Source organism: Comamonas sp. Y33R10-2, from assembly GCF_019355935.1.
In the GTDB taxonomy this organism is placed as follows: Bacteria; Pseudomonadota; Gammaproteobacteria; order Burkholderiales; family Burkholderiaceae_C; genus Comamonas.
Genome location: NZ_CP079925.1, coordinates 2,742,065 through 2,756,924, shown reverse-complemented (window position 1 = coordinate 2,756,924; position 14,860 = coordinate 2,742,065). Strand labels below are relative to the sequence as shown.

At 57.4% G+C, this 14,860-nt stretch carries 15 protein-coding genes; 12 read left to right on the top strand and 3 right to left on the bottom strand.

What is annotated here, in order from left to right:
- The first annotated feature begins 37 nt into the window (after positions 1-37).
- On the top strand, positions 38-367 hold the full coding sequence (locus tag KUF54_RS12270) for a hypothetical protein (protein WP_219343098.1): 330 nt from the start codon (positions 38-40) through the stop codon (positions 365-367).
- Positions 368-464: 97 nt separating this feature from the next.
- Here KUF54_RS12270 and trpB read toward each other — a convergent pair whose 3' ends face one another.
- Positions 465-1,667, bottom strand: a complete 1,203-nt coding sequence (gene trpB / locus KUF54_RS12265; protein ID WP_219343097.1) for a tryptophan synthase subunit beta — start codon at positions 1,665-1,667, stop codon at positions 465-467.
- A gap of 188 nt (positions 1,668-1,855) precedes the next feature.
- Here trpB and KUF54_RS12260 point away from each other — a divergent pair, with 188 nt between their 5' ends.
- Complete coding sequence (locus KUF54_RS12260) at positions 1,856-3,316, top strand: DUF2868 domain-containing protein (RefSeq protein WP_219343096.1); 1,461 nt, start codon at positions 1,856-1,858, stop codon at positions 3,314-3,316.
- A 2-nt stretch (positions 3,317-3,318) separates the two neighbouring features.
- Positions 3,319-4,839 (top strand): DUF3482 domain-containing protein, encoded by a 1,521-nt coding sequence (locus KUF54_RS12255; RefSeq protein ID WP_255576077.1) that lies wholly within the window; start codon positions 3,319-3,321, stop codon positions 4,837-4,839.
- Positions 4,840-4,854: 15 nt separating this feature from the next.
- Here KUF54_RS12255 and KUF54_RS12250 read toward each other — a convergent pair whose 3' ends face one another.
- Both KUF54_RS12250 and KUF54_RS12245 read right to left on the bottom strand, forming a co-directional pair.
- Entirely contained in the window at positions 4,855-6,027 is a 1,173-nt protein-coding gene (locus KUF54_RS12250) for a cell wall metabolism sensor histidine kinase WalK (RefSeq protein WP_219343094.1), read from the bottom strand.
- Entirely contained in the window at positions 6,012-6,761 is a 750-nt protein-coding gene (locus KUF54_RS12245; RefSeq protein WP_219343093.1) for a response regulator, read from the bottom strand. The genes KUF54_RS12250 and KUF54_RS12245 overlap by 16 nt, the downstream gene beginning before the upstream one ends.
- Positions 6,762-7,017: 256 nt before the next feature.
- Here KUF54_RS12245 and KUF54_RS12240 point away from each other — a divergent pair, with 256 nt between their 5' ends.
- The 9 genes from KUF54_RS12240 to KUF54_RS12200 are packed head-to-tail and all read left to right on the top strand — an operon-like array spanning position 7,018 to position 14,814.
- A complete protein-coding gene (locus tag KUF54_RS12240; protein ID WP_219343092.1) occupies positions 7,018-8,376 on the top strand; it encodes a TolC family protein in 1,359 nt (452 codons plus the stop codon).
- Complete coding sequence (locus KUF54_RS12235) at positions 8,373-9,530, top strand: ABC transporter permease (RefSeq protein ID WP_219343091.1); 1,158 nt, start codon at positions 8,373-8,375, stop codon at positions 9,528-9,530. The genes KUF54_RS12240 and KUF54_RS12235 overlap by 4 nt, the downstream gene beginning before the upstream one ends.
- Positions 9,531-9,540: 10 nt before the next feature.
- On the top strand, positions 9,541-10,296 hold the full coding sequence (locus KUF54_RS12230) for an ABC transporter ATP-binding protein (RefSeq protein WP_255576074.1): 756 nt from the start codon (positions 9,541-9,543) through the stop codon (positions 10,294-10,296).
- Between the two features lie 3 nt (positions 10,297-10,299).
- A complete protein-coding gene (locus KUF54_RS12225; protein WP_219343090.1) occupies positions 10,300-11,235 on the top strand; it encodes an HlyD family secretion protein in 936 nt (311 codons plus the stop codon).
- Positions 11,228-11,941, top strand: coding sequence for an MtnX-like HAD-IB family phosphatase (locus tag KUF54_RS12220; protein WP_219343089.1), 714 nt, complete (start codon positions 11,228-11,230; stop codon positions 11,939-11,941). Before KUF54_RS12225 ends, KUF54_RS12220 begins: the two co-directional genes overlap by 8 nt.
- Positions 11,938-12,846 carry a carboxylesterase gene (locus tag KUF54_RS12215; protein ID WP_219343088.1) on the top strand — a complete coding sequence of 303 codons (909 nt, stop codon included), beginning with the start codon at positions 11,938-11,940 and terminating at the stop codon, positions 12,844-12,846. The genes KUF54_RS12220 and KUF54_RS12215 overlap by 4 nt, the downstream gene beginning before the upstream one ends.
- On the top strand, positions 12,839-13,207 hold the full coding sequence (locus tag KUF54_RS12210) for an EamA family transporter (protein ID WP_219343087.1): 369 nt from the start codon (positions 12,839-12,841) through the stop codon (positions 13,205-13,207). The genes KUF54_RS12215 and KUF54_RS12210 overlap by 8 nt, the downstream gene beginning before the upstream one ends.
- A gap of 1 nt (position 13,208) precedes the next feature.
- Positions 13,209-13,598: a multidrug efflux SMR transporter gene (locus KUF54_RS12205; RefSeq protein WP_219343086.1), complete on the top strand. Its 390-nt coding sequence runs from the start codon at positions 13,209-13,211 to the stop codon at positions 13,596-13,598.
- A 1-nt stretch (position 13,599) separates the two neighbouring features.
- A complete protein-coding gene (locus KUF54_RS12200; protein WP_219343085.1) occupies positions 13,600-14,814 on the top strand; it encodes a DegT/DnrJ/EryC1/StrS family aminotransferase in 1,215 nt (404 codons plus the stop codon).
- Positions 14,815-14,860 lie beyond the last annotated feature (46 nt).

Sequence of the window (14,860 nt, the reverse complement as noted above, 5' to 3'; positions counted from 1 at the left end):
CTCTAAATTGGACCGAGGTTTAACCGAGGGAGGTTGTATGGAGGAAAGCGAAAGATTAGCCATTGCCGCGCACCTACATGTGGTGATGCGCCGAAAAATGGGCCGGGTCACGGATACCGAGTGGATGGCAGGCAATCAGGCTTACGCCATGGCGATGGTGGCTTTGGCGCTGGCTCATGCAAATGAGAAGGCTGACGAAGAAATGGCACGCTTGGCGCATCGGCTTGAGCAAAGCTGGACAGGAGAAAACCCAGGCTCAAAAACGCTCTCAACAGAAGCTGTCACATCGACAAGTGAAAGCTTTGTCACCAGCCGTGCAGCGGAGATGCTGCGCACTTCTGCACGGTATATCGGCGGCCTGCGCTAAGAGCGGCGAACACAACCCAGCAAACCGACGGTTTGCGTTAGCGGCTCTAAGGCGCTGCAAAAGCACAAAGCTGGCCCATGGCCAGCTTTGTGCAGGTTTACAGACCCAGTATTTTGGCCACGTAATCCGCATCCTTGTCGCCACGGCCAGACAGGTTGACGAGGATATGCTGATCCTTGCCCAGCTTGGGCGCTTCACGCATGGCCCAAGCCACTGCGTGGGCGCTTTCCAGCGCAGGAATAATGCCTTCCACGCGCGACAGTGTCATGAAGGCGTTGAGGCACTCCTTGTCGTCCGCAGATTGGTAATCCACGCGGCCAATGTCTTTTAAATAGCTGTGCTGTGGGCCCACGCCGGGGTAGTCCAAACCCGAGGCAATGCTGTGCACCGCTGCCGGTTCGCCCTCTGCGTTTTCCAGCACATAGCACTGCATGCCGTGAATGGCGCCGGGCTTGCCCATGGTGAGGGTGGCCGCGTGGCGACCTGGCTTGTCAACGCCTTCACCAGCAGGCTCTACGCCCACCAGATGCACGGACTCATCGTTCAAAAATGCCGTGAAGATACCCATGGCATTGCTGCCGCCGCCCACACAGGCTGCAACATGGTCGGGCAGCTTGCCGTGCTTGTGCTGAAACTGCTCACGCGCCTCACGGCCCACAATGGATTGGAAGTCGCGCACCATCATGGGGAAGGGATGGGGGCCCACAACGGAGCCAATGGCATAGATGGTGTTGACAGGGTCTTGCAGATACACCTCAAAGGCGCTGTCCACCGCCTCTTTGAGCGTTGCCGCACCGCGGGTGACAGGCACTAGCGTGCAGCCCAGAATGCGCATCTTGGTGACATTAGGGTGCTCTTTTTCAATGTCTACCTGCCCCATGTGAATTTCGCAGGGAATGCCCACCAGCGCACAGGCCGTCGCCAGCGCCACACCGTGTTGACCGGCGCCAGTTTCAGCGATGACTTTTTTCTTGCCCATAAACTTGGCCAGCAGTGCCTCGCCCAAGCAATGGTTGATCTTGTGCGCGCCGGTGTGGTTCAGGTCTTCACGCTTGAGATGGATCTGCGCGCCGCCCAACTGATCCGACAAACGCTTGGCGTGAAAGATCGGGCTGGGGCGACCCACATAGTCGGCAAACAGCGAGGCCAGCTCATCTTGAAAATCTTGGCGTTTGACGATCTCTTCGTAGGCGACAGATATTTCATCCATGCATTTTTTCAGCTCGGGCGGAACCAGCTGGCCGCCATAGGGGCCGAAGAAACCATTGGCATCAGGCATGACCTGTGGGTTAAGTGTCATGACGCATGTCTCCTTTTATGTTTTGCAGCAAAGCTGACTTCATATCACAGAGCGGTTGGCAAGCATTTGCAGGAAAGCCCAGATGAAATATGAAGAAAAAATGGATGTAGTCCTTTATTGAAAAGGACTTACAGCTATTGTTTTGATATTACTAGCAAGGACGTCATGAGCTGAAACACAATATCGGCATGAAAGCCAGCTCCGCCCGCGACATTGTTTTTGTCCACGCCATGGAAACCGCAGCACCTCATGAGGCGCTGCCCACGCCTGAGCGCTGCACTGCCATCACGCAAGAGTGCCTGCACGCTCAGGGCGCGGCCAAAGGGGGTGCTCGCACCGCCTTTGAAAATTTTTTACAAGAGCGTGCCAAACGCATCCTTTCAGCGGCGCAACTGCCCGCGGATATTCGCGCCTTGGCGCTGCAAAGTGCAGGTGTTTCGCGCTGGATGATGCTGGCTGTTTTACTGGGCGGCTTTGCGCTGGGTTTTGCGGGGCATGCTATTACCGACCCGCACCGCGTGGACCTACTCTCACCCTCGTTGATTGGCATTGTTGTGTGGAATGTACTGGTCTATGCGCTGCTGCTGGTGAGCTGGCTGCGAAGACTTATTAAGCGCAAAAACATCGTGATTTCAGCGCTGGAGCCGGCACAGGAAAAAAGCAATCCAGCACCGCAAGTTGCGACAGACCCCAGCGGCTGGATGCAAAAGCTACAGGCCAAAAAATGGAATGTTTCGCGCGGCACGGGGCTGCGAAAAATGGCGCTGAATTTTGAGCGCAACTGGTGGCAAATCAACCAGCGACCTCGCCGTGCGCAGTGGGCTGTAGCCATCCACCTTGGCGCTGCCATGCTGGCGCTGGGTGCGCTGGCATCGTTATGGGTCACGGGGCTGACCAAGGCCTATCAGGTGGGTTGGGAAAGCACGTTTCTGTCTCCCTCTGCGGTTCAGACTTGTTTGAATATTTTGTTTGCCCCCGTGCAAAATATTCTGGGTATGGCGCCTTGGTCCTTGGGTGAAATCACAGCGCTGCAAGGCTGGTCAGCCAGCAATGCGGCGATTGATACCGCTGATGTGGGTCAGCGCTGGGTGCAGCTCTACAGCATGCTCTTAGCCGTGGTGGTGATTGCTCCGCGTCTGGTCTTGGCTTTGTGGCAAGGCATCAAAGTTTGGTGGTTCAACCAGCATCTGGCGCTGCCACTGCAGCAAGCCTATTTTCAAAAATTGCATCGTGACTGGGCAGGTCGATCGACTGCTTTGCAGGTGCAGCCCTATAGCCTCGATATCGCGCCTGAGCGAGAGGCTGCTTTGCGCAGCCATGTCGCGCAAAACTATGGCGCAGGAGCGCTGCTCACATTGCTGCCCACGCTGACGTATGGTTCCCCTTTGCCCGATATGTTGTCTCGTGATGCACAGCCCATTTTGTTGCTCAACTTAGCCGCTACGCCTGAGGCAGAAATTCATGGCGCGCTGCTCGCGCAGGTTCTCCATCTGTGGGGCACGCAGGCGGATGTCTGGCTTTTGGCAGCGGACTTCCATGCGCGCAACACAGGAGCGCCGGCGCGCATACAAGAGCGTGAGCAGTTGTGGAAGGGCTTTGTGCGCAGCGCAGGTCTGAATGCCACCATCGTGCCCGCAGCAGGAGTTTGATGATGAATGACAACAACGATCAGCTGCTTAGCGACAACAGCATTCAGTGGTGCCTGCTTTCGCACACCAATATTGGCAAGACCACGCTGACGCGAACCCTGATGGCCGACGATGTGGGAGAGATTGCCGATGCTGCCCATGTGACCAGTCAATCCAAGCGCTATTTGCTACAACAAACGCAGCAAAGTGATGAGCTGTGGCTTTGGGATACGCCAGGTTTTGGTGACTCTGTCAGGTTGTACGAGCGCCTGCGCCAACAGGGCAATCCGCTGGGCTGGTTTCTCAGCAATGTCTGGGACCGTTGGCGCGACAAGCCCTTCTATCTCAGCCAGCGCGCGCTGCTGGCGGCGCGCGATCATGCAGATGTCATGCTGTACCTCGTCAACGCGGCAGAAGACCCGGCAGATGCGGGCTACTGGAGCGCAGAGATGAACATCTTGGCTTGGCTCAACAAGCCCGTCATCGTGCTGCTCAACCAAGTAGGAAGTGACACCACACAAGCGCAAACACAGCAGGATTTACAGCGCTGGAAGCAGGCCACGCAAAGCTTTCAAAGCGTGGTGCGCGATGTGCTGGTACTAGATGCCTTTACGCGCAGCTGGTGGCATGAACGCAAGATGATGCAAAGCATTGCACCGCTGCTACCGCAAGCGAAGCAGCCAGCGTATCAGCGCTTGTTAGACCAGCGAATGCAGCAGCAGAAGCAGCGCGAGCTAGCTAGCCTTGAAGTCATGACTGCGCAACTGCTGACAGTCGCAGGGTTGCATGAAAAGCTAGAGCCAGAGCAAGGCAAGATGCTGGCCCGCGCTTGGCACAGCCTTAGTCAAATCACCAAGCTCTCTAGCAAGCTGGGCAAGCCAGTGGCAGATGACGATGGGCTCAGCCCATCCGCCAAGGCTGCTGTGCAGCGCTTGATGCAGGCGCTGCGCCAAGCAGATGTACAGGCTACGCAGCGACTGCTGGAGATTCATCAGCTCGATGGCCAAGCCGCAAGCCAGATACAAGAGCAGTTAAGCCAGCAGTTGCAGATCAACACCCCCGTGGATGCGCAAGCAGCCAGTCTGTGGGGCGCACTCACCGCTGGCGCGGCAACAGGGTTAGGCGCTGATCTAATGGCTGGTGGCTTTACGTTAGGCGCGGGTGCTTTGCTAGGCGCACTGGTGGGCGCGATGACTTTTGGTGGCGCGGCTTGGGGTGCGAACAAAATCTTTGATCAAGAAAAGCAAAGCTTTCAGCTATCGATCGACTACTTAAGCGCCATGGTCAGTCAGGTAATGCTCAAGTACTTGCTGATCTCGCACTTCGGGCGTGGCCGTGGTCGCTATACCAGCCCAGCAGCACCGCAGCAGTGGAGCGATTTGACGCAGGCTGTAGTGCAGTCACAGGCTCCGCAATGGATAGCGATCTGGGCGCTGGCGCGTGATGAATCAGTGACTCAATCCACGACTGAGGTGCAGCGTGCCACGCATGAACTTATGCAGCAAAGCCTGCAGCAGATCATGAGCCAGCTTTACCCATGTTGAGCGATTAAGCGTCACTCAGAGGCGAGGAAAGCGCACCGTAAAACGAGCGCCACCCCTATCGGATGTGTCTGCGCTGACACGGCCACCTTGCGAAGTAACTAATGCTTTGACGATGGAAAGGCCTAGCCCTGAGCCTTCTTTGCGACGCGTTCCCGGCACCTGCGCAAAACGCTGAAAGGGGTGAGATTGAAGGTCTGCATCAAGGCCAGGCCCCGCATCGCTAACGCTGAGAGTGACCCAGCGCAGGCCTTGGGGATCGGGTTCAGACTGCACCTGAATGCCCAGCCAGTGACCATTGCCGGCATGACGCAATACATTGCTAATGAGGTTGCTAATGATCTGCCTTAACCTGTCCGCATCAGCGCCTATATCTGTACTTCCATTGCCTTCCTGCATGGGCAAGTCCAGCGACAAAGCCATGTCATTTTTTTGTAGTTGAGGGCGCAACTCTTCAACCACTTCACCAACCAATGTCGCCAAGTCAATGCGTTCTTTACGCAGTGAGAGCTGCCCTGCATCAGCCATGGAAAGAGTATGAAGGTCTCCCACCAATCTGCCTAGGTGCTCGACCTGAGCCAGCAGCATCTTCATTTCAGACTGACTAGTGTCGATCACACCATCGCAAATAGCGTGCAGCCTTGCTTGTAAGACAGTCAACGGAGTGCGAAGCTCGTGAGAGATAGACGCGGCTGTGGCCAAGCGCTCCGCCTCGAACGACTCCAAAGAACTCACCATGCCATTGAAGGCGTCGATCATCTCGGCCATCTCACCATGGGCATTGCCTTTGACTGCGCGGTAGCTCAGCTCGCCACGCTCCACATGGGTGGCGACTTCGACCATAGAGGCGATTGGACTGGTAATGCGGCGCGAAATCCAAAATCCCATGGCCATGCCAAAGGGCAGGCTCACAGCGAGACCAATGACCAAAGACCACTTTTCGCCAAACAGGCGATCGCCTTCCCAGTAATCTGAGTAAATTTGCAAGGCTCTAGGACTGTCCTCCAGATTACGGGACTTAAGAGTCTGCAACTCGATCTTGATGGGGCTTGGCAGATCGCGATAGAACTGCCTATATTGAAGCTCCGAAAACACCAGCACGCCGGCAGCCAGTGAGGCGATGGCGAGCAAGACTGCAGCCGTAATCCACAGCCCAAAACGAACCCAAATACGGTTCAGTCCCAGGGCCATAAACGGTATCCAATGCCACGCACGGTTTCGATCAGGCCATCTTGACCAGCCAGTTGCAGCTTGCGCCTGAGCTTGGAGAGGTGAGAGTCGATAACTCGCTCTAGCGCATCACTTTCAGGCAGGCAGTTTTCAATCAAATAAGAGCGCGAAAAACAACGACGTGGCTGGGCTGCAAGACAGGCCAGTAGGCGAAATTCCGTGAGAGTGAGGGATAAGCCAACAGCGTTGCCTTGATCATCGTAAACGGCAGCGCTGTGGGCTTCGACATCAATTTCTATGGGGCCTACACGGATGGGGGCTGCAACCACAGCGGGCTTGACTTGCGAGCGGCGTAACACGGCACGCACGCGAGCGACAACCTCTGGAGGGTTGAAGGGCTTGACCACATAGTCGTCCGCACCCATACGCAAAGCGAGCAGTTTGTCCACATCGCCAGCCAGCGCCGTCACCATGATGACGGGCACATCACTTTCATTGCGAATCATCTTCAGTACATCTACGCCATCAACCTTAGGCAGATGGATGTCTAGCAGCACCAAATCCGGTCGCAACTGACGAAAGATTTGCAAAGCCTCTTGGCCGTCATACGCCATACGAATGCGCAAGCCATCACGCTCTAGATAAGCACTGAGTACGCCAGCGATCTGAGGCTCATCTTCTACAACGAGCACCATGGGCATCGAAGCTTGCTGAGACAGGTTTGTCATGGTTTTATGCGCAGAAAAGTCATGCATCCAGCGGACCTCCTGAAACTTGTTATCCAAGCATTATGGGCGAGAGCCTGCGATCAACGATTACAGATTCATCTCCATGATTCCTCCATAAACCCTTCAATCTGGCGAAAACTTCTTACCGTTCAATGACGTTATGGATAGTTGTTTCTGCACTCCACGGGTTTTCCAGAAGAAAGCCCATAGCTGACCTAACCTCCTTGTGATAAGTCCCCTCCAATCCTCACGTCTTCGTATTGGCAGTCTTTGCTTGTGCGCCATGTCATTGCTGGCAGGGTGCTCCGCGCCTATTGAAGTTCGAGTGGACTCCACCCTTCCAGATCAGTGGCTACAAGCAGCCGCTCTAAAAAAAGGGAACTCCGATCTGGCCCTTTGGTGGCGCAGCTGGAATGATCCATCCCTGAATGCGCTTGTGGACGAAGCACTGGCCCAGAATCTTGATGTGGCTCAGGCTGTTTTGAGGCTACGTCAACAGCGACTACTTGCGAACACAGCAGGCTCGGCCTTCCTTCCTGTCGTTGGCGCAAGTGCTCGCACACTGCAGGATATTGCCGCAGTCGACTCCTACTTTCATGCCAGCATTGATGTGAGCTGGGACTTGGGCCTGTTTGGTGATGCTGAAGCAGCACGCCGCTCCGGCTCGGCAGGAGTGCTGGATGCTGCTGCCAAGCTGCACGCTGCACGCGTGGCCTTGGTGGCGGATGTGGTTCACCGCTATCTCGATATCAGGCTGGCTCAAATTCAGCGCAATCTGGCGCAAAAGCAGCTGCTCCAATCTCAAAGACATTTGCAGCTATTGCAGATTCGCCGTGATCAGCGCCTGACAAATACTCAGGAGTTAGAGCTGCAGCAATTGCAGCTGCGCACGCAAGAGGCGCAACTGGCGCTCTTGAACGAAAGCCAGATGCGCGCAGCCCATGCATTGGCAGCCCTGCTGGGGCGTGATCGCCCTGAGCCGCTGTGGTTGCAAGCCAACGCAGATGCTTCATTCCCTGTCATGTCAGCCATTGCAGTTATGCCAGCCGAGTTGCTGCGCAAACGCCCCGACATTCAAAGCGCAGAAGCCGCTGTAGAACAAGCTGCGGCAGAGGTTGGAGTGGCGCGTTCTGCACTCTATCCACGTCTGGCTCTGGGTGGCTCCCTGCTGTTTTCCTACAACCTCACGCAAAACTATCGAACAACGTCAGATGCCATGCCCATGTTCGGGCCGCAAATTGATATTCCGCTGTTCGACTGGGGTCGCCGCCGGGCGGTGGCCGATGGCAAAGAGCTTGCATTGCAGGCCAGTATCAAGGCTTATCGACAGGCTGTACTCAATGGAGTTGCCGAAGCCGAAGGCGCACTGGCAGCAGTGGCGGCCCAGCAGCAGCGCCAGCAATCATTGCTCGCTGCCCAGCAAATTCACCAGTCGCGTGATAAAGCGCAGGCGGTTCGTCAGCAACTCGGCTTGTCCAACGAACTGGCAGGTGCTGGAAACGCACACGCCAGCTTGCAGCTGCAAAGCGAGCTGGCAACGGCCAAGGCTGCCGAGGCACTGGCTTATGTCGCACTCTACAAAGCCGTCGGTGCTGCGCCACTGGATCCTGTCATCACTCAAACAGCTGGGGGGAATCCTTGATTGCTCTGGCGCGCAAGACGCTGATTCATGAATGGCGGCGCTTTGTTCCATCGGTGTTTGCCGTGGGATTTTCAGGCGTTCTGCTGGCCATGCAGGCAGCGCTGGTGCTGGGTATTTTTGGGTCTTCAGCCATTTATGTGACAGCCTCTTCCGCTGACCTGTGGGTCGGCTACCCGGGTACGCAAAGCGTTAATTTTGGCCGCAACATTGCTAGTGATGTCGAAATGCGCCTGCGCATGGATCCTGAGATCGCAGCAGTAGAACCTTATGTCTGGGTCGACGGCGATTGGCGAGCCCACACCCATACCAACCATCTCCAAAGCACAGCAGGCGGTGGTGTTTCCGTCTATCTGTCCGGCATCAGCGTAGTGGATCAAGCCATGATGTTTACCAAGGTGCTCACAGCTTGGCAGCGTCAGCTGCTGCTTGAGCCGGGTGCTGTGATTGTGGATCGCGCTGATCTGGGCACTCTGGGTGCGCAGGAGGGTGGCATTGCCTGGATCAACAACCATGCTGTGAAGATCGTTGCCGTGGTTGATGGCCTGCGCGGGCTGGGCGGCGTCAACGTGCTGGCCTCGCTCAGCACGGCCCGCGAGATTGCAGAAACGACTGCAACTCACGGCAGCACTTATTTTGTGGCTCGCCTTAAGCCGGGTGCAAAACCGCAGGAGACTCAAGTGCGCTTGAGTGAACCCGGCAGCAGCTTTGGCCCCTATGAGGTGTGGACTGCCGATGCCTTTGCCCGGCGCTCCCAGCGCTACTGGATGCTCGATACCGGCGCTGGCGCTGGCGTACTCTTTATGGCAGTCATCGTGTGTCTGGTGGGTGCCATTGTGACCAGCCAGTCGCTGAAGGCCGTGGTTGCCGGTTCAGCGCGTGAATATGCAGTGCTCAATGCGCTGGGCGTCAGCCGTGCATCGCTGGGGCGCGTAGTGGTAGAACAGGCCTGCTGGATTGGTGGTCTGGGCTTTGTGCTCGCGGCCTTGACCAGCGCTGTGCTGCTAAGCATTGCTGCAAGCTATCGCGTGCCGGTGGCTCTCAATATGGCTGCGGTGCTTGCTTGCGCCATTTTGATCGCGGTGTTGTCCCTGCTATCCGGTTTGGGTGCCATGCGCAGCTTGCTGCGCGCCGACCCCGCTACCTTGCTGCGTTGAGGAGCCAAGCATGCAAGCCATGACGAGCGAACGCCCCGACACTCTTTCTACTGCAAATGTGGTCGCCCCCAGTCTTGAGGCTGTGCGCCTTGAAAAATCCTTTGTCTCCGGCATCGTGCAGGTGCATGTCCTGCAAGGGCTCTCCGTCAGCCTTCAGCCGGGCGAGCTGAGCCTGATTTCAGGTCCATCGGGTTGCGGAAAGAGCACTTTGCTGTCGCTCATGTCCGGCCTGCAAAAGCCCGATGGGGGCCGTGCCATGGCGCTGGGGCAGGACTTGGCAAAGATGAGTATTGGCGCACTGGAGAAATTTCGCCTGCGCCATACCGGCTTTGTCTTTCAGGGCTTCAACCTTTTCCCGGCGCTGACGGCGCTGGAGCAGGTACAGCTGCCTCTGGGCTATATGGGGCTCAAGAGCAGCGAAACATTGCGCCGCGCCAAAGATGCGCTGGATGAAGTGGGTTTGTCACACCGCAGTCATATGCGCCCGGCGCAGCTCTCTGGCGGTGAAAAGCAGCGCGTTGCGATTGCTAGAGCCATTGCCAAGCAGCCCCAGCTTTTGTTTGCCGATGAGCCAACCAGCGCACTGGATGCGGAAAGCGGCCAGCGCGTCATTGATCTGTTGCACCGCGCAGCCCGCAGCCATGGCACGACGGTTCTGTGCGTCAGCCACGACCCACGGCTGGTACGCCACGCCGATCGCGTGCTGGGCATGGAAGACGGCGCCATTCGCAGCGACTGGCGCCAGAACAGCCCCATCAAGGAATAATTCATGAACCGTAGCCCATTGTTTCTCAGCCTCAGTTCGGGTGTGCCGCTGCTTGCGGCAGCTCTGCTGTCGCTGGGTGGGTGCTCGCCAGCGCAGGATTCTGCATCACTCGTTTCTGTCGCTGCGGCGCAGACCAAGCCGCAAAATCAGGTTGCCGTTGCCCGCGGCAAGATTGATGTGGAGGGCGGTTTGCTTGACCTCGCATCACCAGCGCCTGGTGTGGTTCAGCAGTTGCTGATCAAGGAAGGCCAGAGTGTGCAAAAGGGTCAGCTCTTGCTGCGCTTGGCCGATGACGCGGCCCGCGCCGATCTGGGCGTGGCCGAATCGGAGCAGCAATTGGCGCAAACCAAGCTCAAAGCCAAACAAGAGCGTTTGCCTGCACTCAAAACAACGCTCGCGCGCTGGCAGGCTGCCGCCAAGCAAGGCGCAGCCGATTTGCAGAATGTGGATGAAGCCAGTCAGTCTGTGCGCGATGCGCAGGCTGAAGTGGATATTGCCGCCGTCGAAGCATCCGTGGCCAAGCGCAAGGTCGAACAACTGCGCGCCTTGCAGCAACGCCACGAATTGCGTGCGCCAGAGGCCGCCACCGTCATCCGCCTGACGGCCCACACGGGCAGCATGCTGCAAAGCGGCAGCCCTGTAGCGGTGCTACTGCCCCAGCGCCCGTTGATCGTGCGCGCTGAAGTTAACGAGAGCTTTGTGGCTGCCATCCGTGAGGGCATGAAAGCTCATGTTGTGGTGGATGGTGACGGCGGCGCAGCCCGGCTTGAATTTCCATCGGCCACGGTGCAGCGAGTCAGCCCCGTCTACGGCCCGGCGCGCCTGCAGGATGACACCCAGCGCGGCCCGGTACGAGTGGTCGAATCTGTACTGGTGTTTGACAAGCCGCCGGCCAATGCCAAAGTGGGCCAGAACGTGAGGGTCAGTTTCCATGAATAAGCGAATTCAAATTTTCCCATCGTCCACGGCTACAGCTTCGACGGGCTGGATGGTGCAAAGCGATTTCGACGGCACCATCAGCCTGCTGGATGTGACCGACACTTTGCTCAACCGTTTTGGCAAGCCGGGCTGGCAGGAGCTGGAAGATGCATGGGAGCGCGGGGACATCGGCTCACGCGAATGCATGCAGGGTCAGGTTGCCTTGCTGGACATGAGCGAAGCCGAGCTGCAGAACCATCTCGACACCATCGAAATTGACGAGCATTTCATTCGCTTTGTGCAAGAAGCCAAAGCGCTGGGCATCAAGGTTCAGGTTGTCAGCGACGGCATCGACTACGCCATTCGTCATGTGCTGGCGGGCAATGGTCTGGGTGACTTGGAAGTCATCGCCAATCATCTGGTGCAGACGGGTGAGCACAGCTGGCGTCTTGACTCCCCATGGGCCAGCAATCACTGCGCACGTGCCAGCGGTAACTGCAAATGCGAGCGTCTCGCAGAGCAGCAAGCCGTGCATGGTCGCGTGCTTTATATCGGCGACAGCACCTCAGATTTTTGCGTCTCAGGCAAGGCCGACTTTGTGCTGGCCAAGTACAAGCTCATCGCTTATTGCGAGAGCAATGGCATTGCCCATGTGCGCTTTGAAAACTTTGATCAGGCGACGCAATTGCTTGAGCAAATCATCCTCGGCGTGGAGCAGCCCGCATGAGTGCCGCTGATGGGTTGGTTCAGATGCAACAAAGCTCTTTGCAGGAAGTCTGCCTGACACCCCATGAATTCATCATGCCCGGCGAAGGCCTGAACGCACGCATAGGTGTGCTGCTGATTCACGGCTTGACGGGCACGCCTGCCGAGATGCGCTTGCTGGGCAAAGGCTTGAACAAGCAAGGTTTCACCATCTACGGCGTGCAACTGACGGGCCACTGCGCCGCGATGGAAGATCTTGTTGCATCGCGCTGGACGGACTGGCTGAGCAGTGTGGAGTCTGGCCTGCAGCGCTTTGGCAGGCATGTGGATCATGTGGTGGTAGCAGGCCTTTCTATGGGCTCGCTGCTGTCGCTGGCAGTCGCGCAAAAGCATCCGGACAAAGTGGCCGGTGTGGGTGCGTTGTCAACCACTTTCCGCTATGACGGCTGGAGCATTCCTTCATACACACGACTTGCATTCTTGCTCCCGCTGTTTCGCCTGCTGGGCATTGGCCGCAACAGCGTGTTCATGGAAGCACCGCCTTACGGCATCAAGGATGAAGCCCTGCGCGCGCGCATCGTCGAGCAGATGAACAACGGTGATAGTTCTGCGGCAGGTCTGCCCGGCAACCCATGGTGGAGCGTGATTGAGCTGCGTGCGCTTTCTGCCTATGTGATGAAAAATCTGCCGCAGCTGCGTTCGCCCTGTTTGGTACTGCACGCTAAAGAAGACGATATTTCATCAGTCAGCAATGCCCAAGACATTGAGCGAATTGCCGTGAATGCGCATGTGGAACTGGTGCTGCTGGATAACTGTTATCACATGATCACCATAGACCGTGAGCGTCGCACCGTGATCGCCAAGTTGAACGAATTCATAGCGCGCATCGCCCATGCAGCGGTGCCTGCCAGGGGTGTGAATGGGTAGTGATCTCTCGCCACTGGTGGTGACGCTGTGGGTGCTCAATGTGTTGGTGGACAGTGGTGGTCAACTCGCCTTCAAGGCTGCGGCCAGTGAGCCGGGCGATCGTGATGGCATGGAGCGCTGGCGCTTCATGCTGGCTCGCCCTTGGCTATGGGTCGGCATTACCTGCTATGTGGCTGAGTTTGTCGTCTGGCTGGCATTTTTGTCGCTGGTGCCCCTGTCCGATGGTGTTTTGCTGGGCTCCATCAACATCGTTGCGATCATGATTTTGGGACGTGTACTGTTTCGCGAAAAACTAGCTCCCATGCGGGTCGCAGGCATTGTGCTGATTTCCATTGGCGTCGCGGTGGTGGGATTGCATTGAAATGAAGCGTTTTTACATCATCGGCTTTCTGGTGCTCATGGCTTTTGACACGCTGGCGCAGCTGAGTTTCAAGATGGCCGGAGAGTCTGCCTTGCCGCTGGAATTCTCTCCCGCTTGGCTGACTCGCGTGTTTGGACAGCCCTGGATTTATGGTGCATTCGTTGGCTACATCGGAGCTTTTTTCACATGGATGAGCTTGCTTAAACATGCCCCCATCGGGCCTGCCTTTGCGGCTTCGCATTTAGAGATTATTTCGGTGATGGCGATCTCGTACTGGCTGTTTAAAGAGTCCATCGGCTGGCCGCAAATTATCGGCTGTCTGTTCATCGTGGTGGGCATCATGTGCCTTGCCGTGAGCGAGGCCCCTGAGGCGGTAGAACAGACGAGCTGAGATGCGCGAAATAACGGTTCCCCCTACGGCAGGCTTGCCGCTGCAATGGGCTGATCTGCTGCCCTGGGGGGCGGGTGATTTTGCAGAGCAACTTGCCGCATGGCTGGGCGTGCATAGCGTGCAGCTTGAGTGCTCTGGCACCTCGGCGCTGATGGTGGCTTTGCGTAGCCTCAAGCAACTCAGGCCCGAGCGCAGCGAAGTCATTGTCCCCGCCTACACCTGCCCATTGGTGGCACTGGCCATTGCGCAATGTGGGCTACAGATGCGGCTGTGCGATCTGCGGGTGGATGCACTGGATATGGATGCAGATTGCCTGCACCTGCTGTGCAGCGACAAGACGCTGGCTGTGCTGCCCACGCATCTTTGTGGACGGGTGGCCGACGTGGATGCCGCTGTGCAATGCGCACGCGCCGTGGGTGCTTATGTGATTGAAGATGCGGCGCAAGCGCTGGGTGCAAGCTGCGAAGGCCAGTCTGTGGGGCTCAAGGGCGATGTGGGCTTTTTCAGTCTGGCCGTGGGCAAAGGTCTAAGCACTTATGAAGGCGGCGTACTCATCACGCGTGATGCCGTGCTGCGCGATGTGCTGCATGCCACGGGTGCCAAGACTAAATTTAATCTCTGGTGGGAGCTGCGCCGCAGCGTTGAGCTGCTGGGCTACGCCGCGCTCTATCATCCGGCAGGTCTGCGCATGGCTTATGGCAAGCCGCTGGAGCAAGCGTTGTCTCGCGGCAACTGGGTGCAGGCTGCGAGCGATGATTTTGATGACTTCATCCCGCAGCACAGCTTAGGCGCCTGGCGTCAGGCAGTCGGCTCCAAAGCTTTGCGGCGGCTGAGCGTTTTTCAGCAGCAGATCGCCGATCAAACCAGAACGCGCTTGGCCCAGCTGCGCGCTTGCGGGCTAGAGGTGGTGGACGATATCGCTGCAGATTCTCAAGGCGTGTGGCCGGTGATCTTGCTGCGCCTGCCCAGCCAGCAAGCCAGAGATGCCGTGCTGCAAGCCCATTGGGGCGATGGCAGCGGGCTGTCTTTGCCCTTTGTCCATGTGCTGCCCGACTATGGCTGCTACGACCATGTGCTGGGCGCAGCGCGCAATGAAGATGTGCCGCAAGCGCGGGACTGGGCGAAGCGCCTGCTGGCCATCAGCAACAGCCCGTGGCTCGATGATGCGAGGTTTGCGCGTGTGCTGGCGAATATTCAGGCGGCCACGCAGCGCTGAAATCTATCAAGAACAATAGCTGCTAGTGCTTGATAGGTCTTGATTG